The organism is Dyadobacter sp. CY261, from assembly GCF_021440085.1.
Classification (GTDB): Bacteria; Bacteroidota; Bacteroidia; order Cytophagales; family Spirosomataceae; genus Dyadobacter.
Map to the genome: position 1 here is coordinate 528,417 of NZ_JAKCPW010000003.1, position 23,262 is coordinate 551,678.

At 49.0% G+C, this 23,262-nt stretch carries 17 protein-coding genes; 13 read left to right on the forward strand and 4 right to left on the reverse strand.

Features of this window, described 5'->3' with window-relative positions; all coding sequences use genetic code 11:
* The first annotated feature begins 78 nt into the window (after nt 1-78).
* From LZD49_RS12165 to LZD49_RS12205, 9 genes are all read left to right on the forward strand, one after another.
* Complete coding sequence (locus tag LZD49_RS12165) at nt 79-282, forward strand: hypothetical protein (RefSeq protein ID WP_234667623.1); 204 nt, start codon at nt 79-81, stop codon at nt 280-282.
* A gap of 54 nt (nt 283-336) precedes the next feature.
* Nucleotides 337-843 (forward strand): PPC domain-containing DNA-binding protein, encoded by a 507-nt coding sequence (locus LZD49_RS12170; RefSeq protein ID WP_234667624.1) that lies wholly within the window; start codon nt 337-339, stop codon nt 841-843.
* Between the two features lie 112 nt (nt 844-955).
* The gene (locus LZD49_RS12175; RefSeq protein WP_234667625.1) at nt 956-4,165 is read left to right on the forward strand and encodes a TonB-dependent receptor; all 3,210 of its coding nucleotides are present in this window, start codon (nt 956-958) and stop codon (nt 4,163-4,165) included.
* A gap of 214 nt (nt 4,166-4,379) precedes the next feature.
* Entirely contained in the window at nt 4,380-4,781 is a 402-nt protein-coding gene (locus LZD49_RS12180) for a hypothetical protein (RefSeq protein WP_234667626.1), read from the forward strand.
* A 567-nt stretch (nt 4,782-5,348) separates the two neighbouring features.
* The gene (locus tag LZD49_RS12185) at nt 5,349-5,753 is read left to right on the forward strand and encodes a hypothetical protein (RefSeq protein ID WP_234667627.1); all 405 of its coding nucleotides are present in this window, start codon (nt 5,349-5,351) and stop codon (nt 5,751-5,753) included.
* 25 nt (nt 5,754-5,778) lie between these two features.
* On the forward strand, nt 5,779-8,916 hold the full coding sequence (locus LZD49_RS12190; protein WP_234667628.1) for a T9SS type A sorting domain-containing protein: 3,138 nt from the start codon (nt 5,779-5,781) through the stop codon (nt 8,914-8,916).
* 257 nt (nt 8,917-9,173) lie between these two features.
* On the forward strand, nt 9,174-9,614 hold the full coding sequence (locus tag LZD49_RS12195; RefSeq protein WP_234667629.1) for a methyltransferase dimerization domain-containing protein: 441 nt from the start codon (nt 9,174-9,176) through the stop codon (nt 9,612-9,614).
* A 321-nt stretch (nt 9,615-9,935) separates the two neighbouring features.
* A complete protein-coding gene (locus tag LZD49_RS12200; RefSeq protein WP_234667630.1) occupies nt 9,936-10,397 on the forward strand; it encodes a (2Fe-2S)-binding protein in 462 nt (153 codons plus the stop codon).
* Nucleotides 10,398-10,406: 9 nt separating this feature from the next.
* Entirely contained in the window at nt 10,407-12,581 is a 2,175-nt protein-coding gene (locus tag LZD49_RS12205) for a xanthine dehydrogenase family protein molybdopterin-binding subunit (RefSeq protein ID WP_234667631.1), read from the forward strand.
* Here the strand turns inward: LZD49_RS12205 and LZD49_RS12210 are convergent, their stop codons facing one another.
* Nucleotides 12,582-15,341 carry a DUF6797 domain-containing protein gene (locus tag LZD49_RS12210; protein ID WP_234667632.1) on the reverse strand — a complete coding sequence of 920 codons (2,760 nt, stop codon included), beginning with the start codon at nt 15,339-15,341 and terminating at the stop codon, nt 12,582-12,584.
* A 158-nt stretch (nt 15,342-15,499) separates the two neighbouring features.
* Here LZD49_RS12210 and LZD49_RS12215 point away from each other — a divergent pair, with 158 nt between their 5' ends.
* The gene (locus tag LZD49_RS12215; RefSeq protein ID WP_234667633.1) at nt 15,500-16,792 is read left to right on the forward strand and encodes an NCS2 family permease; all 1,293 of its coding nucleotides are present in this window, start codon (nt 15,500-15,502) and stop codon (nt 16,790-16,792) included.
* A gap of 8 nt (nt 16,793-16,800) precedes the next feature.
* On the forward strand, nt 16,801-17,607 hold the full coding sequence (locus tag LZD49_RS12220; protein ID WP_234667634.1) for a 5'-methylthioadenosine/adenosylhomocysteine nucleosidase: 807 nt from the start codon (nt 16,801-16,803) through the stop codon (nt 17,605-17,607).
* 4 nt (nt 17,608-17,611) lie between these two features.
* Here the strand turns inward: LZD49_RS12220 and LZD49_RS12225 are convergent, their stop codons facing one another.
* Nucleotides 17,612-18,877, reverse strand: coding sequence for a chloride channel protein (locus tag LZD49_RS12225; RefSeq protein WP_234667635.1), 1,266 nt, complete (start codon nt 18,875-18,877; stop codon nt 17,612-17,614).
* Between the two features lie 176 nt (nt 18,878-19,053).
* Between LZD49_RS12225 and LZD49_RS12230 the strand changes: the two genes are divergently transcribed.
* Both LZD49_RS12230 and LZD49_RS12235 read left to right on the forward strand, forming a co-directional pair.
* Nucleotides 19,054-20,163, forward strand: a complete 1,110-nt coding sequence (locus LZD49_RS12230; protein WP_234667636.1) for a hypothetical protein — start codon at nt 19,054-19,056, stop codon at nt 20,161-20,163.
* Nucleotides 20,147-21,268 carry a hypothetical protein gene (locus tag LZD49_RS12235; protein ID WP_234667637.1) on the forward strand — a complete coding sequence of 374 codons (1,122 nt, stop codon included), beginning with the start codon at nt 20,147-20,149 and terminating at the stop codon, nt 21,266-21,268. The genes LZD49_RS12230 and LZD49_RS12235 overlap by 17 nt, the downstream gene beginning before the upstream one ends.
* Nucleotide 21,269: 1 nt before the next feature.
* Here the strand turns inward: LZD49_RS12235 and LZD49_RS12240 are convergent, their stop codons facing one another.
* Nucleotides 21,270-21,989: a LytTR family DNA-binding domain-containing protein gene (locus tag LZD49_RS12240; protein WP_234667638.1), complete on the reverse strand. Its 720-nt coding sequence runs from the start codon at nt 21,987-21,989 to the stop codon at nt 21,270-21,272.
* Complete coding sequence (locus LZD49_RS12245) at nt 21,990-23,150, reverse strand: sensor histidine kinase (protein ID WP_234667639.1); 1,161 nt, start codon at nt 23,148-23,150, stop codon at nt 21,990-21,992.
* Nucleotides 23,151-23,262: the final 112 nt, after the last annotated feature.

Here is a 23,262-nt window from a genome sequence, read left to right on the forward strand (position 1 = left end):
TCGACCGAAATAATTTGTGAGGGCGAAGCATTCTTTGTGCTGTCGGATGACCGCCTGATGCAGCTTGTCAGGCAACTTATGAATAGCGACCTTACGCCTGGCAAATATATCGGGATCCTGTCGTACCAGAAAAACGATGCGAAAAAATCCATGCTGAATGGCATTACTACCATTTCCCCCGATTTTAAGGCAATGGGGAAAGCCACTGCCGAAATGGTATTGACAGGACATATGCAACAGGTTGATAATCCCTACCGAGTGCTTGCGCGCGGCTTGCTGTGAGCAATGCGGGCATAATTGTTTAGGCTAATGGGTCAGCTTAAAACTGATCCGATCATGCATAGTTTCCCGTTATTTCTGCTCACAGCATTATCAATCTTTTTGATGACAGCCCAATCTTCCGCTCAGCAGGCCAGTCAGCAGCGGTACACCAAAATCCCTGCGGGCTATCTGATGGTGCTGCGGCAGGGCGATGATGTTTTTGCAGAAATAGAGAAACTGGCCATAAAGCAAAAGATCCCCTCGGCCACGTTAGCGGGAATGGGCTTTGTGAATGCGCGGTTTGGCTTTTTCAATTTCAAAACCAAAGAATACGACCCAAAAGAGTTCGAGGACGTGGAAATGGCTTCAATGACAGGTTCCATTGCCTGGCAGGATGGCAAGCCATCGCTGCATTGCCACGGCGTAATTACGGGCAAAGATTTCCGTGCTTATGGCGGCCATTTGCTCGGCGCGACGGTGAGTACCGGCTCGCTGGAAATCACCTTCACCGTTCACGACAAACTGCTCGAACGGACCATGGAACAACCCCTCGGCGCCAATGTCCTCCAATTGAAAGATTAGTGTCCGCTTCGGAATTTTATGCGACTTTACAATTAGATAACATTTCAATAACACTCTGGATAAGTAGATCCTCTTCTTTTGCGGCGAATTTTGTTTAACCCAGAACGCAACCATGCATAAGAGAATTCTACTTTTTATCACCCTGACATTGCTTTGTTACCTAAGTAACATTGTGGTACTGAGGGCACAAACGACGCAGGCATCCATTTCCGGAACGGTAACCGATGACCAAAACGCAGAGCTGGCCGGTGCGACGGTCCAGGTCAAAAACGAATCGACGGGCTTCACAACCGGAACCGTTACTAACGCAAAAGGTGAATACGCATTCAAAGAGCTCCCATTAGGCGGACCTTACACAGTTACAGCCACTTACGTAGGGTTTGGCGAGCAGAAGCTGACGGGATACCTACTCCATCAGGGAGATGCCATCAAGGTTAGAATGAACATGAAAGAGGCCGGTCAAACTCTTGAAGTAGTGAGTGTTGTGGCATCGGGTATCAAGAACAAAATCGAAAACCTGGGTGCTTCCACGTCCATTTCTGCGAGAGACATTACCCGCCTGCCAGTGAACGGACGGAATTTTACGTCGCTGATGGAGCTTTCTCCATTGAGCCGCGGCGGTAACATTTCCGGTCAGCTCGGCTCTTCAACGGGTTATACCATCGACGGTATGAGTGCGAAAAACCCGACTTCTGCGGGTGCGACCACCAGCCGAAGCGGGGCTCCGTATTCGATCTCGATCGAAGCCGTACGTGAATTTCAGGTGGTTACTAACCAATATGATGTCACTTACGGGCGTAGCGGTGGTGGTACCATCAGTGCGGTAACGAAATCGGGTACCAACCAGCTTAGCGGTAGCGCATTCAACTACACACGCGCCGACTGGTTGTCGAGCCCGTACGATATTCGCGGCAATAAGATCAATAACAAATTCTCTACCAACCAGTTCGGCTTTTCATTGGGCGGACCGATATTAAAAGACAAGCTGCATTTCTTCATGGCATGGGATCACCAGCAGGACAGCCGTCCTTTAATAATCGCGGATATTCTCAGCCCGGTTGACGAAAACCGTTTCAATGTGACGCGCGCTACACTCGACAGATTTGTGGAAATCGCCCGCAGTAAGTACGGCATGGCCAACACCCCGCAATTTGGTTCTTTTGATAAAAAGCGTGGTTCAGATGCAGCATTTCTCCGTCTCGACTGGCAGTTGAACAACAGAAACCTTTTGACGATCCGGAACAACTACACCAACGACCGCAACAAACTAGGTCTGGCGGATAATACGACGATCAACGCCTACGAATCTTACGGAAACGACTTCAACCAGGACAACAGCTTGCTCGCGTCCCTCCGTTCGACACTCAATTCGAAAGTGACCAACGAGCTGAAAGTGCAACATTTGTTTATCAAACAAAAAAGTGCTCCCGGCGACCAGCTTCCTTCTGCCAACATCCCAAGAGCGATTGTGGAGAACGTCAACTCCGTGCTGAGCGACGGTAACTCGCGCTCGACCAACATCCAAATGGGTGGTCACCGTTTCGCGCAGGAACGCTTTACCAACAATGTGGTACAATTGGTTGATAACCTGTACTATAACACTGATAAAGTAGAATATACTTTCGGTGCCGACATCATGATGACCCGTTCGCATTCGACTTATGGCTCGGAGGTAAATGGTCGTTTCCACTACAATGTGGACGCTGCTGCCGGTAAAACTGCCCTCGATCAGTTCAATGAACTGAAACCTTACCGTTACTACCGAGAAGTACCTTTGATGGACGACTGGTCAGTAAAAGGAACGATCTGGAATGCAGGCGTTTATGGTCAGTTGAAAACTGCCCTGGCAACAGGTTTGGATGTGGTTGCAGGTCTGCGCCTCGACTATGCGCATTACCCAAGCTCTCCTTTGAACCAGACTTTATACGACGCATTGCAAATCCGCACCGACAACAAGATCAAATCATTCGTAGTACAACCACGCGTTCAGTTCACGTGGGACGTGAACGACAAGCACACCGATATTTTCCGTCTCGGCGGTGGTGTGTTCGCGTCGGATATCAACAACTATGTGGTGATCAACAACCTTACGTTTGACGGAAAGCACCTGGCGACGGTCGATGTACGCAGCCCGAATATCCCTACCCCGGATTTTGCCGCTTACCGCGCCAACTACAACAGCATTCCGACTTTGTCACAATTCCAACTGCCGACGATCAATACCAACGGTTCAGATGCGCGGGTGCCTATTATGTATAAGGCCAACTTTACCTACAACAAGTATCTGACCGACAAGCTGAAAGTGGGTGTTGCAGGTTATATGACTTTGGGCCGCAACAACTATATGTACGTGGACAGGAACATGGTGGACGAGCCATTCTTCCGCCTGGCCAACGAGGGTAACCGTGGCGTATACGTACCGGGTGGTAACGATATGCCAACGAATGGTGCCGGTGACTGGCTGAAAGGTCGGAAAGCTACACAGTTCGGTCGCGTACTGGAATTGAACAGCGAAGGCAAGGTTAATGCATTTTCTTTTGTAGCCGATGTAAAGTATCAATACTTCCGCGATGGGGAGATTACTTTAAGCTATACTTACAACGATGTGAAAGACAACACCTCGTTCAACGGTAATGTTGCTAACAGTGCGACGCTTTCGTTGCCCGTCAGAGACGATCCGCGTAACCTGAGCCTGATGTCGTATTCCGACAACCAGTTCCGTCACAAGATCGTATTTTACGGCACATTGCCGAGTTTCTGGGGTGTAAATGTGGGTGTTCGTTATTCCGGAATCGGCGGCACGCGCTACACCCTACTCTCGGGCGGTAACACCAACGGCGACTTCGTAGGTACCAATGACCTCGCATTTGTATTCGACAAAAACGACCCGAGTGTGCCTGAAAACGTTAGAACTGGTCTTCAGGCGATCCTCGACAACCCCGATGCGAGCCAAAGCATTAAAGATTATATCACTAAAAACTCAGGCAAAATCGCTGAAAGAAACGGTGGTATCAACGGCTTCTACGGCATATTCGACATTCGCGCATCGAAGCGTATCAAGATCGCCGGCACGCACGCCATCGAAGTTTCTGCCGACATCTTCAACTTCGCCAACTTCCTCAATAAGGAATGGGGGCGCACTAAAACCCTGGGTACACAAGCGCTTTACGCATTGGGTGTCCCCGCTGCAAACGGCAACCCTGCGCAGCCTGCGTTTGACAGAGCAAAAAACCAATATGTATACCGTGTAAACACTGCCGGTGTGGTGACGCCGTCGGGTAACCCTTACCAGGTACAATTCGGTTTGCGTTATAGTTTCTAAGATTACTCCTTTAAAATACAGAATCCCCTCTTCCGCTTGGAGGAGGGGATTTTTTTGTGCGATTATTCCGCTTGATTATTCATCCGTGGCCGTATGGTCATTGCCGAGCGCCGCGGAGAAAATGATGCTTTATTTTATCGCATATTAATTCAGAAGCAGCGAATTGAAGATTGTACCTATCCCTTTCATACTATCTGAATTTGATCAATATGCCATGAAAAAAGACATCACAAAACTACTGTTGCCTCTGCTTATACTGACACCTTCATTTTCCTGCGAGTTCAAGCGCAGCACCTGCATTTTCGGGAAAGTAGTCGACCAAAATCAACAGCCTGTGGATAGCATCATGGTTTTGGCGGCGGGTTCCTGTTACCTCCATGCGGAGAAGTTGGGACAGACATTCACGAATAAAAAGGGTGAATACGTCATTAACATTGATGTCCCGGAAGAATATTATGCGCTGGATCTATTCATTCCGAGTCTCTGCGAAAGTCCCGAGAGCCAGGCCCGATACAAAACCACCAAAATCTTCAAGGACAGGCGTAAGACTGCCAGCTGCTGTATCTCAAAAATCGAAGAAAAAACACGGTGGGACTTTGAGCTGGAAGTTAGATGACCACTACTTCCATTGGCCTTAATTCTCCTCTTGATCATTCCCCGGTTGCCGATCGGTCATTGCATCGTGCCGGAAAGAAAATATGTTTTTGATTTGAGAAATATTCGTCATTAAACTAAATGCTCATGCTATGAAAACATGGTTTGAATGTTGCAAAACTTACAATCCGTCTGTCTTGCTATTACTCTTATCATCTCGCTCGCCGCCTGTGAATTTGAGCGCACCACCTACATTTACGGAAAGGTGATTGATCAAAATCAACAGCCTGTCGATAGTATTATGCTTATGGTAACGGGAGCAAATCTATCTCCCAATACCGTTCATCTGGCTTCCACATACACGGATGCGAATGGAGAATATGAAATACTCTTAGAAGTGCCTAGGAAATATCTCTTCCTAAGCATATACATTCCCTATCTACCTGACATCCCAAATTTGAAAGGCTTTATGAAGTCGCGATGAAAAAGGTTGCTGCGGTGGTCCGATAATCGGGAAGAAAATGCGATGGGACTTTGAGTTAGAGCCAAAGTAAATTTTGCATTCATTCATTAAACAAGCAATCAAATTATGAATAAACACTCCAGAACTCTATCAGGTATTTTCAAAACATGTCTATTTCTCGCAGTGCTGTCGATGCTCGCTTGCGGACATTTAGGTGATCGCACCACGGTCGTGTATGGCAAAGTGTATGACCAAAATCAGCAGCCTGTGGACAGCATTAAGATTTTGGTAAGCGGCTTAAAATTGAACGGCGTGTACGACCTTGAATCGACCTACACCGATGAGAATGGTGATTATGAGATTCTCCTGGAAGTACCTAGAAAGTTTGGAAACATTAGCGTCATGGTTCCGTACGGTCTGGACAATCCAAAGTATGAAAAGATGTATCGTCATGCTAAGCTTATAAACGAACAGAACATTCGGATGATCGGCAAGAAAACAGAATGGAACTTTCAGTTAGAACCTAAATAATTTTTCACTTCAAATACATACACCAATGACACATTTCAAAAAATGTGACACGGGAAAGCTATGCCTTTTCCTGGCGTCCCTCCTATTGTCTTGTCAAACCATTTTAGCTCAAGACTATCAGACATTACGACAAAATGCCCTGGACGAACTGGACCTGTCGGGCCTCGGCGATAAGCTATTTATGAATGCGGCGGTCACTACACGCCATGAAATTGATTACTTAAAGCAAATTTACTCCGGCAAGCTTTCGAAACCGGAACCTGTTTCGGCAGAAGAATGGCACAACCTCTACGAACGCATGTACGACGCCGACCTCCGTGCAAAAAATGCGCACATACCATCCCTGAAAGATTTAGTGGAGATCAACCCTTCGAAACTGACCCGGAACGATACCATTCCGCTTGGCATTATCGATATGGAAGCCGTGTATCTGACTGAAAAACAGCTTCGATTGAACGAGGATACCAAACGTGCGGGGAAGCGGGTCGATTTCTCCGCTTATGCGCCGTTCAGGATTGTTTACGCAGCTGCTCTGCAACAGGACGCTTATCAGGCCGAGGTTTTTTTCAAGATCAGCCCCAAATTGTTCATTACCAATCACACACAACCGATTACCGGAATCGCGATCGACTTTGACGACGGCAAGGGCTTTGCCAGTTATTCATTTCAGGAACAACTGGTAAAGCACCACTTTGAAACGGAAGGCAAGCATCCGATCACAATAAGGCTGATTGCGAAAAACCGAAACTACGATTTTGAAACGTATGTCGATGTACGGCAACTAGAACGCATACCACCGTCGATGGAATTCCATATCTCCGCACCTGCCGCCATTAACGACACTTCCCTGCATAATGCTCGGACGCAAGTCCTTGGCGCGACCATTCGCATTGTAACGGGCTGCGACGGAATACTCGACAAAGCCGTGATCATAGGGGAAGGTTTTGATTTCGCGAACGATGTAAATCTGGACGAGTTAGAAGCAATGTTTCGCGAGCGGTTTGCACAATGGATCAGGGAGGGTTTTGACCTCGTATTTATAGATTACGACGATGGAACAGCTGCTATTGAAAACAACGCGCAGGTTATGAAAGCGGTCATTCAGCAAATCAATTCTATTAAGCAGGGTAATACTGACAACATCGTTTTGGGTGTCTGCATGAGCGGTCTGGTTGCCCGGTACGCATTACGAAAAATGGAAGTGGATGGAATCAATCACCATGTCAGGCTCATGATTTGCTATGATACCCCGAATCAGGGTGCTAATGTCCCCGTTGGGCTGACACAGCTCCTATGGGAGTCTGGCCCGACATTGCTAACACAAGTAATCCTCAAATTTTTCGCAAAAACCTGGCGTGACTACTATTACTCGATGACCACGCCAGCCGCAACGCAAATGATGCTCCACTGGGGCGGCAAGCTTACTGGCGGCGTTGGCTCCAAGTCGCCTGCATTTGATGCTTTCCAGGCCAGTCTTAATAGCCTTGGCAATAGCGGATACCCGCAAAACTGCCGAAATATTGCTATAACACACGGTAGTATGAATGCCCAAGATCGCGACCTGTTCGACAAATACAACTATGGTGATCGCATATTGCGAAGCTGGACACCTTTCGGCCTGCAAAACAGCAATATTGACATCCATACGAATTCACTTAACCAGAACACTAATGTGCTTCGTTTTGCAACGTGGGGGATATTTTCCAAAAAGTTGGGAGTTAGTCTTAATTATATTTCTCCGTTTAATGATGACTTTTTGCCCGGTGGCATAACCCCGAGGGCAGTTCCTAACAAATTATTTTTTGACACCAAATATTTCACATTTTGCTTCATACCGACGTTTAGCGCAATCGACTATAAAGGCCCTTTAAACACGCAAGTACAACGAGAGTTACTGGACTTACACGCAGTCAATGCCGTCACTGGCCCCGGAAGGCAGACGCCGTTTGCAAATATTTATGGTACTGATGACGACACCGAACATATCCAAGCCGGATTTATCCCCTGGACAACCATCGGCCAAGCCGAAAACCTCCTCGCTGGAGGCACGACCTGCCCGGCACTCCCCCTCCCACCCCAGCCGATCATTTCAGTCTACAACGTCTGCTATCCTTTCAACCAGAGCCGCGCGACGGAGGGCAATACGGCCAATATCTCCGTTTCACTGGCAACGCCGTCCGGTGGGCAGTACATTCACAATTGGCTGATACTTCCCACGCAACAGGCCTTCACAACCACGGGTGATCAGATCACATTTCAGGCTGAGCAACCGGGGCAGTATCAGGTAATTTGCACCAGGACTTATCCGAACCGCAGGGACCTGGAATCGAAGCATGAGGTGACTTTTACCGTAACTACCTGTGGCGATCCGGCTATTCTGGTGCCGGAAAACCCGCAGATACCGCCACTGATCGATCCGGACATCAGTATATTCGACATTTGGGAAGATGATTTCCTCCTTACCACACCTAACCCTGATTCCGTTGCGGTATTTGCCCATTACGAAGGGACGCTTCCGGCCATTCTTTATGCCTCGAAAGCCAATGAAAGCTTTGTACCGGCAAGTCAACTCGAAGTCGCCGGCATGTTTCCCGAATTTGCCCAGCTCTTTGCGGAACAAGATCCCCGTGACCCTTTACCGGTTACGCTCGCTACATTCACGGCCTCGCGCGAGGGTGGTATAATCTGCCTGCGTTGGGCAACCACCAGTGAGGTCGATAGTGATCACTTTGAAATTGAAAGGAGCAACGATGTGAAGGCATGGCAGAAAATCGGTGAGGTCCATTCCAAGAAAACCGACGAAACTATCATGCATTATACTTTCAATGATCTCGCCGACCTCAATGGAACAACCTATTACAGGTTAAAAATGGTGGATCATGACAGCTCTTTCGCATACAGTCGCATTTGTCCCGTCAACCTGGATGAAAGCAACATGATCGCGTTTCCCAATCCGTTTGAAGCCGACAGGCCGCTAAGATTGCTTTGGGGCAACAAGGCAGTAGAAAAATTGACGTTTTACGACTTATCGGGAAACATCGCAATAGAAACAACCGGAGAACCGACACCTGCGCAAATACGGGTACTTGCGGCAGGAAAATATCTGATAAAGGCAATATTTACCAACGGTACCACGGCGACCAAGCTTGTGATGAAGCGTTGATCAAATTAAAACAGCACCGGAAGTTGCGATTACGGCCACAGCGGTGTTTAAAAATCAAATTTCCTGCAACTTATTGACAGATTTCTGCGAAATGGTCGTTAACGGGTGAACAGATTACACCAAATTTTGGACGGTTTGACCCTGCGTTTCAGCAGTTCATCACATTGGCGTTCTGTATGTTGAATTTCAGACTTTAATTTAGAGCATGTTTCATTCATTTGGAAGCTCGTCTTCCGGAACATTAACATCATTTAGCCATGATCACTATTGAAATTGAACAAGAACAGGAAATTACTCCAATGAACATCATCCGGATCGGAACAGGATTCTGGTCTGCGAAACCGCTATTAACAGCCGTCAGACTAGGACTTTTCACCGAACTGGCCGACGGTCCGCTTTTCGTATCCGAGATCCGGCAAAAACTCGGCCTGCACAGCGGCAGCTCCCTTGAATTTCTCGACGCGCTTGTTTCCTGGGGCATTATTGAGCGCCAGGGCAAAGGCTTCACCGCCATTTACCGCAACTCACCCGAAGCCAACACATTCCTCAACCCCCGGAAGCCGGATTACCTGGGCAATTTGCTGGAAATGGTGAATGACGAGAGATCGCCGATAAGTGGCCATTTAAAAGAAGTAGTCAATGTTGCCGGGATCAAAAATCGTTTGGACTGGAAGGGAATATCCACGATGGTGGCTTAAAACAACATTCGGACAACCTTACTTTTTCGGGAGCGGTATCATCATCGCTCCCTCAGTTTTTGCAATTATTTCTTCAATTCAGATGTCCACCAAGTATCAAAGCGGGCTACCTGTTCATTAGCTGCCCCCAAGTGCCGGATATTGCTACTTTAATTCTTCATCAGCAATAAATTTTGGGCGATGTTTCTTCCGTTGGTGATATTTACTTCCATTGAAAAACCGCATTTCATCGCGGCAAATCTGCACCTTGTCAATCCGATTTGCCGTAGCCTGACCTCCGGTTTACATTTGATGCATTCACAACTTCCAACCGAACCGACTATGCCAACCTATAAGCTTTCTGTCAATGGCAAAACCTACTCTGTCGAGGCGGAGGAGCAAATGCCGCTGCTTTGGGTAATCCGTGATCTGATTGGCCTTACGGGTACGAAATATGGTTGTGGTATTGCGCAATGCGGGGCTTGTACGGTGCATTTGAGCGGCGCGCCGGTTCGGTCTTGCTCTTTTCCCGTAGCTGCGGTGGGTGAGCAACCGGTAACGACGATTGAGGGGCTTTCGGACGACAATTCACATCCTGTGCAACGCGCCTGGATCGCGGAGCAGGTGCCACAATGCGGCTATTGCCAAAGCGGGCAGATCATGTCGGCGGTAGCATTGCTGGCAAGTAACAAAAATCCTGACGACCAGGCGATTAACGAGGCTATGAACGGCAATATATGCCGGTGCGGGACTTATCCGCGCATTCGCAAGGCCATTAAAACTGCTGCCAGCTACCCGCATTGATCGCTTCCCATGAAACTACAAGACATCTCACGACGCGATTTTATCCGTCAGGCAGCCTGGTCCGGTGCGGCGTTGACGCTTGCTGCCTATATGCCTGCAAACGGGAAAGCGGTGGCTGAAATCGTCAATCCCGTCACGAACGGGATCGCATCGGGTACCGAATTGATGTCCTGGATCTCCATTGGACCGGCAGGCAAAGTCACACTCATGTGCAACCGTTCCGAAATGGGGCAGGGTACTTTCCAGGCGCTTCCGCAAATGCTGGCCGAAGAACTGGAAGTATCTCTGGATGATGTTCATATTATTTTCGCCCCAGCTAACCCGGCAAAATATGGCCCGCAACCGCAGGAAGGAAGTTTCTCCGTACGCGGATGGGCACCGCAGCTGCTACGAACGGGCGCCAGTGCGAGGGAAATGCTGATAGAGGCGGCGGCGTCAGAATGGAAAGTACCAAAATCAGAATGCTATGCCGAAAATGGCGAGGTAATCCATCGTGTCTCCGGCAGAAGAGCGGCTTACAGTGCCTTGGTAGAAAAAGCTGCCAAGCTCGAACCACCAGCAGACGTTCAGCTCAAAAAGCGGGCCGATTACAAGATCATCGGCAAGCCGGTTCCGCGAAAAGATATTCCATTGAAAACCAATGGCTCCGCAATTTTTGGTTTAGATAAAAAATTACCCGGCATGAAATATGCCGTTGTGGAGCGCAGCAAGAGGTTCAGGGAAACGGTAAAAAGCTTCGATGATTCCGAAACACGGAAAGTGCCGGGCGTTACCCATGTTTTTAAAGTACAGAGACCCGTCTTTAGCCAGTTCTGCGAAGGCGTTGCCGTAGTAGCCGATTCGCTTTGGGCCGCCATGCAAGGCCGCAAATTACTAAAAGTCGATTGGGCCGATTTCGGATCTGAGCACCCTAGCACTGCTTCGCTCGAAAAACAAATGCGTGAAAATCTGCAAAAAATAGCGCATCAACCAAAATTCGACGGGGAATACGCTCAATGTGTTCAAAAATTGGAAGCTTCTTATGAAACGCCCTACCAGTCGCATAGCTGCATGGAGCCGCTCAACTGCATTGCGGATGTCCGCCCCGACAGCATCGAGATATGGGGACCGATACAAGAAGCCAACTGGATCCAAGCCGATCTCAGTCAACGGTTTAATATTCCAACGGAACAGGTAACAGTGAATATGACGTTCCTGGGTGGCGGTTTCGGCCGGAAAGGCTTTACCGATTATCCATTCGAAGCGGCGTTTATTTCGAAAGAAATACAGGCACCCGTGCAAGTGGTCTGGACGCGGGAAGACGATATGACCGCTGGTCCTTTCCGCCCCGGCGCATTTTACACATTGAAGGGGGGACTCGACGCCAAAGGGCATATACATGCATTTCAGGCCATCACGGCCACCCAGTGGATCGGGCAGGAATGGTCGCCAAAGCCTCCGTCCGCACCAGATGCCCCCGGCTATAACAGCAGCGATTTTGAAGGATTGCTGCATCCTTACCGAAAGGGCATTCCGCATTACAGTTTTGGCGGCGCGGGCACGCACTCGCCGATACCCGTCATGTGGTGGCGCTCGGTGTATGCATCCACGAACGGGTTCGCGTGTGAAAGTTTCATCGATGAAATGGCGCATTTGGCCGGTAAAGATCCATTGCAATTTCGACGTGATCATCTTCCCGATACCCGTTACCAGGCATTGGTCGACAAGATGGCTGAATTGACCAACTGGTCGTCGCGCAGCTCAAAACAAGGTTGGGGCGTGGCATTTACGGAATGCTTCACCGGCATTTGCGGCCATGCTGTGAAAGTCATGCGCAATGCGGAAGGGAAAGTCAGGATCGAAAAAGTGATTGCGCTGATGGACTGCGGCTGGTATGTCAATCCCGATACCATTCGTGCACAGGTGGAGGGCAGCATTGTGATGGCACTGGGAGCTGCCACGACCCATGCGACAACATTCGGGGACGGAAAGGCCGTTCAGCAAAATTTCGACAGCTATCCTATGCCGCGGATTACCGACATCCCGCCCATTGAAGTACATATCATGGAAAATGACGAGAAGCCCGGCGGTGTGGGAGAGCCGGGGCTGCCTCCATTTGCCCCGGCCCTTGCCAATGCGATTTTTGACCTCACCGGCCAGCGCGTCCGCCGCCTGCCATTCAGTCTGGATGAAATATCTCAGTGATTATTTTCTTGAAAGTGATTTAATAAACAAAATCACCGATTCGATATCATTGTCAGAAAGCACGCCGACAAACGACGGCATTTCTTCATTATAACCTTTTACAATGTGTTTGGAAGGCATCAGGATCGATTCGCGCAGATAGGCTTCATCGGCCACTACCTTGCTACCATCATCAAAAGTGCGCTCCGATTTGTACAGGTTCTGGAATGGAGGCCCGTACATACCTTTGGTACGGGTGCCTTCGGAATGACATCCTGCACAGGCCATTTTCTGGAATATTTCCCGCCCTTTTTCCGCCGATGCCGCCGTTTCTGAAGCTGCTGCTATCGCCAGGGGCTCAGGCCGCTTCGCATTCAGCAATGCCAGGTCCACGCCTTCAAAACCTTTTAAATCTACATCTGTGGATTGATTGACAGTAAACCAGAACTGATCATTCACCTTTTTACCATCCGCTGCCTGTAAGTGGTAGCTGACCTCCATTTGCATGATCTCGGTCATTTCCGGCACGAGCAAAAAGACGCTTTTACGGTCGGCGGATAAATAAGATGCTGCCACATACATGATCTCCTGGCCCGTAGAACCATCGAGCTTAAAATGGCCTGAACCATATTCTTCGGTGCGCTTGTAATTCCACCTTTTTACTTCAAAATTCTTCGGATCGCTGGCCGTGCCTTTGTCGAGCGGGGAATCGAAACGCAGCACAATGCCTTGCTTACCAGCGCGGAAATGGTTGGGTGAATAGCTTGGCTTGCCGGTGTAACGTAAACGTAGCAATGCGCTGATTCCATTCGAGCTGGAACCCCATAGGTTGAAGCCAGCTATGTACAACTGTTCGTCTGTCGGGTTCATCGCACCTTTCGAAGTTGGGGCAGGATAATTTGCATTGATAACGGAAACACCACCTTGAACCACGCTGGTTGTGCTGTCGATGAGCACGCGGAAAAGGCCTGGCCGTCCAAATGAGAAATGGATCAGATTACCATTCAATGGACCCATTTTAGAGCTGGTCGCCCACACCTGGCTGATTGCCGAACGGTCGACGCTATGAGGGATCCAGGTCAACGGCGGCGTTACAGTCGGGTTGTCCTTCCGGTGTAATGTTGGTTCCACTCCGAAGTAATCCCCTTTGTGAATTACAAAAATGGGGGTCGACGGCACAAAGTTCCCCTGCTGGTCGGAGGCGGTAAGAATGCCTTTTGTAGGGTGTATACCAAGATAAGGACCGCGCAAACCTGTTGCTACAACCTCAGCACTCCGGCCATCCTCCGAAATTTTGAGGATCGCACCATTCTGATCGGAGCCTGCCCGGAAGCCCTTGCCCGTTACCTTCGTCATCCCTGGCCCGTTGCTTAAACTACCGCCTTTGGCAACATAGAAACTGCCGTCCGGCGCGGTTACCAGGTCCGCCGCCCACTCGCGCGACTCAGCCGATTGCGCCATGACATTGGAAAAATTCTCGTAATAATCCGCCACGCCGTCGTTGTTCAGGTCGCGGAGCTGCACAATGCCATTTCTGTCAAAAACATAAATATTTTCCTTCACGATTTCGATGCTCATCGGTTCGTGAAGACCGGAGGCAAACCGCCGCCATTTAATATTTTGCAGGTCTTTATCAATGCCTTCAATCGTCCAGACGTCCCCGTCGAAAGTCACGACTGCCGCTCTTCCATCCTTAAAAAAAGCGACATCTGCCACTCGCACATTTCTTTTCCAGGGATTGTTCAATGGCAATGTAAGCTGGTCGGTTACGAATGCAGCCGTATCCGGTGCCAGCTTGCCCTGCGTTACCACCGTTTCCTTCCACAATGCAGGGCCCCCTTTTTTGAAGTCCGGCAAAGCAGTATGTTTTGTTTTACAAAATTTCTCAAATGCTTTTTTGTCTTTGGAAAGACCCTTCCAGATAGCGACGGTCATTTCCTCAGGTTGCGTTGATACGGGAACCTTAACCGTCAGGTATTTTCCTTCTTCAACCCCGGGCTGCCAGGATTTTCCTTTTCCCAAAACAGCCACAGCCGTCACCGTATCCTTGCTGGCACCTTGGTACACGTACGCAATGCGGCCTTTCACCTCACTTCCCGTCGCATTACCGATCTCGGCAGCGGTCAGGTACAACTCCGAGGAGACATTGCTGGTTTGAATGGCGCGGGTAAATGCGACATCACCATCGAATTTTGCACTGCCGGGCATTTCATAAATGCGGGCGTTGCCCACCGAATAGTCGAGCACCGACTTATTGCCATATACATACACCCCATTCCACCGTGCCTTTTCGGCAGGAAGCGGCTTCCAGGTCGGTGGTAAGGATTGGTCTGTGCGGTAGGCAGGCTTGCCCGTCGACCAGCCCGCATAGGCACCGGTAGCGAGCACGGGTGAGCCTGTAACGGTGGCGATGTTATTGTTTTTGTTAAAAAAGTCTTTGTACGAAACCTGCGCCATCAACACCATCGGCAAGAATTTACCAGTCCACGCCACCGACCACCGCAGCAAGTCGGTATCGAAGCAGGCATAGGCGCTGTCGCCAAGCTGTAATGCCAGCGAGCGGGCAGCCTGATTGTCTTTCGGGAAACCGCCTCCCAGCTTCCGGGCATCCACCGAAGTTGAAATATAGGGAAATCCGGGTTCGACAAATGAGGCCAGTTGCAGCGAATCGGGACGGTCGGAAGCAGTGTTGCGGGTGTAGGTGTAGCCGGTCAGAAGTACGGACGCCAGGGAAACGCCGCCCAGCAGAGCTATGCTCAGCCGTTTAGGAATGTTAAGCATGTATGGTTCAGGTGATAAAAGAACAAATTTTAAAGCAATGCAAAATAGGAACTTACTGGAATACTAATGACCAATTTTCTGCACCTATTCCCTTACAGCCGATAAAATAGCGGCCCCGTTGAATTTAAATCAATATATTTGAAATAAACCTAAACGATATGTTCTCTTTCTCCGGACTTCGCAAAGAGCAGATCTCCACCGAAATCCTGGCCGGGGTTTCTTCATTCCTGGCAACTGCCTATATCATCGTTGTCAATCCGTCGATACTTAGCCAAACAGGCATGCCCTTTTCGGCAGTACTCACAGCCACGATCCTCGTTTCATTCTTCAGCAGCCTGATGATGGGCCTCTATGCCAATAACCCGATTCTGGTCGCGCCGGGAATGGGCCTGAATGCATTCTTCACGTTCACTGCCGTACTCACCGATAAGCTTACCTGGCAAGTCGCACTCGGCACGGTGTTCTGGTCGGGCGTCTTTTTCCTGATCCTTTCCGCATTTAATATCCGTTCCTATATTGTTAAAGCTATCCCTAAGCCGCTACGTTTTGGCATTGCGGCGGGTATCGGGCTGTTTATCACGCTGATCGGCTTTGCAAATGCGAAGTTCATCGTACCGAACCCGGCGACGATGATCAGTTTGGGCAACCTCAATGCGCCTACAATCACGTTCATTGCCGGATTGCTCATTACCGTGATCTTATTGATCCGCAATGTAAAAGGCAGCATCCTGATCGGCATCGTGGTAACGAGCCTGCTAGCGTGGCCTATCGGCCGCTGGTGGGGCGGTGCCGAGACCGTCATTACCATCGACCAGATTATCGCCAAACCTGATTTCAGCCTCCTTTTCCAGTTAGACCTCGTTCATTCGCTGCAATGGAGCCTCGCTCCGATCATTCTCGCATTTGTTTTTACCGACATGTTCGATAGCCTTTCCACCTTCGTCGGCCTGGCCGAAGCCTCCAACCTGCTCGACGAGCATGGCGAACCGCGGAATATCCGTCGTTCGCTCATGGTGGACGCCATTTCGACAACCATTGCGGGCCTCGTCGGCAGCAGCCCGGGCACGGCGTATATAGAATCGGCGGTAGGGATCGAGCAAGGTGGTAAAACCGGACTGACTGCCGTTACCGGAGCCGTTTTATTCCTGCCTTTTCTGTTCCTTTCACCGCTTTTGAGCGCCGTTCCGGCCATCGCCACGGCACCGGCTTTGGTGCTGGTGGGCGTTTTTATGATGAAACCAGTGATCCGCATTAATTGGAACGATCTTTCAGAAGCGTTCCCGGCATTTCTGGCTATGGTACTTATTCCATTTACCTATTCCATCACGCAGGGCATCATCTGGGGCTTTTTGAGCTGGACGACATTGAAACTGCTGTCCGGGCAAGCGCGGGATATTAGTATCGCACTTATTATCATCGATATTTTCGCCATTCTGGCGCTGATCTTTTAAAACTCAATATGAAGAAAAAATCACTACTCACGTCCCTCGTTTTCCTGACAGTTCTTTCAGCAGATTCCCAAAGTATTACCGGTATATTAGGCGCTTTCCCGCCGGAGCTGGTGCTGCTGGAAAGTGAAATGACGCAGAAACAGGACACTGTCATCAGTCAGGTACGTTTCATCCGGGGCCAACTGCGGGGCAGAAATGTGGTGCTTGCCGAAACCGGTGTCGGGAAGGTAAACGCAGCCATTACCACCGTGCTGATGATCCAGCATTTCAAACCCCGCGAAATCGTCTTTTCTGGTATTGCAGGTGGCGTAGATCCGGCATTGGCACCGGGCGACCTGGTGATCGGGACGCAAGTTTCCTATCACGATTTCGGGCAGATCGACGATGCGGGCATGCATTATTGGGCTACCAAAAACCCTTTTACCAAAAAAGATAACCCATTGAAGTTCCAATGTGATTCGGCACTGGTGAGCAAGGCACTTTCCGTATCCAAAACTTTGAGCCTGGCGAAGGTGGAACGGGATAATGGCAGCTTTGTCCCGGCCGTCAAAAAAGGCATTATCGTGACTGGCGATGTGTTTGTTTCTTCCGAAAAAACGACCCGCCGCCTGCTCAAAGACCTGAACGCGGCCGCCACTGAAATGGAAGGTGCCGCCATCGCGCAAACATGTTACCAGCAAAACATCCCCTTTCTGATCATCCGCAGCCTGAGCGATAAGGCCGATGGCAAAGCTAAAAGGGATATGGACCAGTTTTACGACGTCGCCGCACGCAATGCAGCCACGCTGGTAATGGCGGTAATTGGTGAAAAATAAGCGCTCAGGCGTGTTTCACCTGATACGTGTAAACCGAATAAGGGAAAATTGCCGAGGCCACCCATTTTGACACCAGGCTTGCGACAACAATCGGGATAAACAGAATGTAGTTATCGGCCAGCGCACAAACCAGGAAAATGGAAGTAAAAGGTGCGTGAATGCTTCCGCTCAATACCGCCGCCATTCCAATGAGCACGAAATTGACGGGTATCAGTCCCAGTCCGAAGAAATGGTTGAGTACCCCGCAAACGATCAGCCCGAGAAACGCACCGATAAACAGGCTCGGTGCGAACACGCCCCCGTCACCGCCTGCGCCAAGTGTCACTGAGGTCGCTATCGGTTTCAAAAGCAATACAGCAAGCATTGGCATCATGACAGCCGGTGAAGGTGCACTGGCCTGCTGAAATGCGTGTTTGATTCCCTCATAACCTTCTCCATACAGATTGGGCACAAAAAAGATCATCGTAGAAATAAGCAATGAACCTCCGATTATGCGGACGTAATCGTTTTGCAGCGAACTGAAAAATTTCTTAAAAAACAGCACGGATTTGGTCAGATACACCGAATTCAGTCCTGCCAGAACGCCCAGCAACACCATGTAAGGCAATGCCGCCGTGCGCCAGTCGGTGACGTTGAAATGAAAGGTCTGTTTGTAGAAGAAAAACTTCGTGAGAAGATAGGACGACAGCACAGCCGTAACCACCGCTGCCGTGTGCAGTTTGCTTTTACGTCGGGTAAAAACTTCAAATGCAAACAAGAATCCCGCGACGGGTGCATTGAAAAGTGCTGTCACGCCTGCTGCCAGGCCTGCGCATACGAGGTCTGTACGATATTTACGCAAATAACTCACTTTCCGGCTCGACAGCGCCCCGATAGCCGCCGTCGAGACTACGGTAGACACTTCAATGCCGGTGGAGCCTCCGAAAATTACGGTTAGCAGGCCATTGAAATAGTGCGATGGAATTTTATAAGCCGGTAATGTGTGTGCATTCTTGTTGATCGTATCGAGGACTTCTTTAATTCCCTTATTTGCCTTATTTCTGAAAAGAAAACGGCGCAGCAAATGAATAGTCGTCAGGCCAATGAGTGGAATAATGAAAATCAAATAGCGGTTATGCCCCAGGTTTTCGAGAAAAGCTTCCTCATAATGCTCGGTAATTACTTTAAGCGTATCGGCCACCAGTGCGGAAAAAACGCCTGTTATAGCCGCCGCAAATATTACCGCAAACACTCTTTTTGATTTTTTAACCTGGTAAGAATTAGAATCCATTGCCGTATCTTGAATCTGTGCCGGGCAATACCCGCATCCAAAGGTAACGCAGCTCGTTCTATTTTTGTTTAATTAAGGTTTTTTCGGACGGTAGGATTGATAATCCTATTGCTTTTTAAACCGTCCCTTACAACACATTAACCATTCATTGTCAACCTATTAAACGCATGTAAATCATGAAAAAAGTTTACCTCTTGTTGGCAGCACTCGCGGGGCTTGTGTTTCTGGCTAACATTTCGCGTACGGCCCGCGGCAAATATGGCATGGTGGTGGGCACGCCGGAGATCAAATCGATCAGCGGACTGGCTTTCGGGCCGGAGGGTGTGCTTCTCGTAGGCGACTCTAAAAGCGCAACGATTTTTGCGATCGACACTAAAGACGCTGCGGCGAATGCCAACGCCCAACCAGTGGAAATCAAGAATATCGATCAGAAAATTGCATCACTGCTGGGTACCGAAGTGGCAAATATCAGCATTCAGGACATTGCGGTGAACCCTGTTTCCAAAAACGTTTATTGTGCCGTACAAAGCGGTGATGGCACGCCGGTGCTCCTGAAAATCACGGGTGATAAAATTGAAGCGGTGAATACGAAGAATGTGCCGTTTTCGAGCCTTGCCCTGAACAATGCGCCTGCCGAAGATGCAAAAGACAAACGCGGCAATTCGGTGCGGGTTTCGGCCATTTCGGATATTGGCTTTGCCGATGGCAAGGTGCTCGTGAGCGGGTTGTCCGGCCAGGAGTTCAACTCCACTTTCCGGAGCATTCCGTTTCCTTTTTCCAACAAGCAAGATCAGTCTACGCTGGAAATTTACCACGCCGCGCATGGGAAGTATGAAACACTGTCCCCTATCCGCACATTTACGACCGCTGAAATTAAAGGCAAAAAGTATCTCGTAGCGAGCTATACCTGCACACCCTTGGTACTCTTCCCGATGGATGAGTTGAAACCCGGAACGCATGTGAAAGGCCGGACTGTTGCAGAAATGGGTAGCGGCAATTCGCCGATCGATATGGTAACGGTTAGTAAGGGCGGAGAGTCCTTCCTGATGATGTCCAATTCGGCACGCCCCGTTTTTAAAGTAAAATACAAAAGCATAGAGGCATACCAGGGCGCATTAAGCACGCCGGTAGAGGAAAGTTTCGCCACTGCCGGTGTCGATTTCGTATCCCTGCCAGTAACGAATGTGATCCAGATGGACAAGTTGGACGACTCACGCATGGTTATTCTGCAACGCCGTTCCAATGGCAGTCTCGATCTCTGGACTTCGAGTGAAAGATATTTGTAATATTTGGGTGAAGGGATTAGTCAGGCTGGTAATTATACCCGGCCTGACTTTTTTTGTATGTCTCATTTCCTGTAACCCAAAACCGGAAAGTAGGGAAATTCGCGTTCGTTGGGAGAACGAGCAGGCCATTTCGATTGTCATCCCCGCATCACTAACACAAGGCATCCCGGACGATTCTGCCTCGAAAGCCATCGTCGTAAGCCTTGCCGGTCAGCCGAATCCCGTGGCTATTTTCGGAGCGTATACCCGCGATGGCGCCGGCCTTTTATTCACTCCGCTCATTCCCTTCACACGCGGAATGCATTATGACGTACGCATTCGCGGAAAGCTCACACGAAACTTTGAAATACCGGAAAACAATACAGGTAACGTCCCAGCTGTTACGGCCATTTATCCATCGGCAGACACTTTGCCTGAAAATCTGTTGAAAATTTATCTGCATTTCGACAGGCCGATGCGTGAAGGCGTCTCCGGCACATATGTAAAGTTGGTCAAAAACCAGCGTGACACGGTCGATGGCGCATTTCTTGACCTTCAACCCGAACTATGGAACCCCGAACGCACGGTACTGACCCTATGGCTGGACCCGGGCCGTATCAAACGCGACTTGCAGCCTAACAAACGCCTCGGCGCACCGATGCAAAGCGGCACGCATTATCACGTGGTGGTATCGCCGGAATGGCCAGATGTTCGTAGCAAAAAACTGGTAAAATCTTACGGAAAGACTTTCGTTACCCTGGGCAAAGACTCCCTCTCGCCGCAACTTTCCGAATGGAAATTGTCATTACCCGCCCGTTCTACTAAGCAGCCTTTGACCATCGATTTTAACGAATCGCTCGACCATAGTCTTTTACAAGAGGTATTTGTAATACAAAAAACTGATGGCGACCTAATAAATGGAAAATGGGAGATTCGTCGATTTGAAAAACAATGCAGTTTTATCCCAAATACCACCTGGGAGGCGGGGGCTTACAAACTAGTGATTCAAACAAGGCTGGAAGATTTGGCAGGCAATAACCTGAACCGCCCTTTCGACCGGGATGTAAGCCGGCAAACGTCGCAAACAAATGGCGCGTTTAGTGAACTACGTTTTATGATTAAATAAGCTAGCGGTTCTTATCCATTAGCCGCCGGTTTACCACCTGTTCAATTACCTGCTCGCGGTAGTTCCTGCTGATGGGAATACGGTGTGGTTGGATGAAGATCTCATTCCCGTCGATCCCTTCTATTTTCCCAATTGAAACAATAAAGGACTTGTGAACCCGTATGAAATGTCGGCTGCCGAGGTTTTGTTCAAGATGTTTGAGGTTGAGTAGTGTAATGTATTTACCCTTCCTGGTGTTGATCGTCACGTAGTTTTGCAGGCCTTCGATATAGAGAATGTCGTCGAAAAAGATCTTCTCGTATTTGCTGCCGCATTTAATGAAAAAATAGTCCTCCTCCACTTTCGATGCAGCCGATTTGGTCAGCAATTTGTGATAATCCCGGGCCTTGCCTGCCGATTTGAAAAAGCGTTCAAAAGTGATCGGTTTGAGCAGATAATCCATCACATTGAGCTGGAATCCTTCAAGCGCATAGCTGGGATAAGCTGTTGTAATAATAGCCATTGGGGGATTCTGTACAATTTTCAGGAAATCGATACCACTCATTTTAGGCATTTGGATGTCCAGGAAAATCAGGTCCACCGGTTCGCGGTCCATCAGGTTCATGAGCTCCACCGGATTTTCGCAAACGCCTGTTAGTTTCAGAAAATCCACTTCCTTCACGTAGTCGGCCAAGCCTTCCCGTGCCAGCGGTTCATCATCGACTATCGCACAACTGATCATTTATTCTAATTGATTTAGAGACAATTGTTGTATTTCCGCTACTTCCAGCTCTTCGAGTTCGGCTTCAAAATGCACGCTGAAATGGTCGGTATCCCGCTGTATATCTAATTTGTACTTTTCAGGATAGATCAGATCAAGCCTTCGGCGTACATTCTTCAAGCCAATTCCTCCATAGCTGACAACCTCCCTGTTCTGTTCGTCAGAAATGCTGTTGCTCAGTTTAAACGTAAGTGATGTATTTTCCAATCGCAAATCACCAAATATCCGGTTAGGCCGGTCGTGATACCGGGAGACATGCTTGAAGGCATTCTCCACAAAGGTCATCAGGATAAATGGCGCTATGCCTGGCTGCTCCCCACTATGCACATCCACATTGAAAACCACTTCCAAGGCATCGCTCTGCCTCAGTTTTTCCAGTTCGATAAAATTTTCCAGATAAGCAATTTCCTTACTCAGCGGAATCTGGTGGCCATTGCATTCATAAAGCTGGTGCCTGAGCAACTCAGAGAATTTAGCCAGCGAGGCCGAGGCCATATCGGGATTCTTGTGAATCAGGAAAAAAATTGAATTAATACTATTAAAAAGAAAATGCGGGTTGAACTGGTATTTCAAAAAGTTCAACTCGGTTTCCAGCTTTTCCTTTTCGAGGGCCTGCTGCCTCTGTTGCGTTTGCAGCCAGTTTTTGGCGAGCTTGATACTCATCGCAAATGTTGTCGCGGCAACAGTCGACGAAAGAGGTCCACCCATCATCATATGAAGGAAACCATAATTTCCCTCACCAAAATATTCTTCCAGCGTTTTGCCAGCTACCCATGCGCTTATATAATAACCAGGGACGATCGTTGCTGCGGTGGCAAGGATCGTCAGGGACAATAATGCTAAAAACTGCCAGTACCGACCCTTTTCCAAATAGCGTGGGATCAGAAAGTACAGGTTAAAATAAACTGCCAGTGCCTGCAATATGACGTAGAAAAGGAATTTAGCAACCGACGAGGTCAACAAGGCCTCCACCACTTTAATAGGATTACCCAATGCTACGACCCACCAGATGTAATGATAAACGAGCCAGAAAGGAATATGATAGAGCTTATATCTGAAAAACCAATGCGCCTGCCGGTGCGACGGGCTGAATTCCGGATCGGGATGTGGCTGGGTGATCATGCAGGGCGAGAGGCAATATGATCCTACAATTTACTGCAATTAGCATGAAATGTGAGTGGGCTGGATGAAGCGTCGAAAATTATTGATGAACCACTTACTCCACTATACAATG

Excerpts from the sequence above, each read along its gene's own strand:
- LZD49_RS12165 (WP_234667623.1), top strand. The coding sequence starts at position 79 with ATGAATAGCGACCTTACGCCTGGCAAATATATCGGGATCCTGTCGTAC.
- LZD49_RS12170 (WP_234667624.1), top strand. The coding sequence starts at position 337 with ATGCATAGTTTCCCGTTATTTCTGCTCACAGCATTATCAATCTTTTTG.
- LZD49_RS12175 (WP_234667625.1), top strand. The coding sequence starts at position 956 with ATGCATAAGAGAATTCTACTTTTTATCACCCTGACATTGCTTTGTTAC.
- LZD49_RS12180 (WP_234667626.1), top strand. The coding sequence starts at position 4,380 with ATGAAAAAAGACATCACAAAACTACTGTTGCCTCTGCTTATACTGACA.
- LZD49_RS12185 (WP_234667627.1), top strand. The coding sequence starts at position 5,349 with ATGAATAAACACTCCAGAACTCTATCAGGTATTTTCAAAACATGTCTA.
- LZD49_RS12190 (WP_234667628.1), top strand. The coding sequence starts at position 5,779 with ATGACACATTTCAAAAAATGTGACACGGGAAAGCTATGCCTTTTCCTG.
- LZD49_RS12195 (WP_234667629.1), top strand. The coding sequence starts at position 9,174 with ATGATCACTATTGAAATTGAACAAGAACAGGAAATTACTCCAATGAAC.
- LZD49_RS12200 (WP_234667630.1), top strand. The coding sequence starts at position 9,936 with ATGCCAACCTATAAGCTTTCTGTCAATGGCAAAACCTACTCTGTCGAG.
- LZD49_RS12205 (WP_234667631.1), top strand. The coding sequence starts at position 10,407 with ATGAAACTACAAGACATCTCACGACGCGATTTTATCCGTCAGGCAGCC.
- LZD49_RS12210 (WP_234667632.1), bottom strand. The coding sequence starts at position 15,341 with ATGCTTAACATTCCTAAACGGCTGAGCATAGCTCTGCTGGGCGGCGTT.
- LZD49_RS12215 (WP_234667633.1), top strand. The coding sequence starts at position 15,500 with ATGTTCTCTTTCTCCGGACTTCGCAAAGAGCAGATCTCCACCGAAATC.
- LZD49_RS12220 (WP_234667634.1), top strand. The coding sequence starts at position 16,801 with ATGAAGAAAAAATCACTACTCACGTCCCTCGTTTTCCTGACAGTTCTT.
- LZD49_RS12225 (WP_234667635.1), bottom strand. The coding sequence starts at position 18,877 with ATGGATTCTAATTCTTACCAGGTTAAAAAATCAAAAAGAGTGTTTGCG.
- LZD49_RS12230 (WP_234667636.1), top strand. The coding sequence starts at position 19,054 with ATGAAAAAAGTTTACCTCTTGTTGGCAGCACTCGCGGGGCTTGTGTTT.
- LZD49_RS12240 (WP_234667638.1), bottom strand. The coding sequence starts at position 21,989 with ATGATCAGTTGTGCGATAGTCGATGATGAACCGCTGGCACGGGAAGGC.
- LZD49_RS12245 (WP_234667639.1), bottom strand. The coding sequence starts at position 23,150 with ATGATCACCCAGCCACATCCCGATCCGGAATTCAGCCCGTCGCACCGG.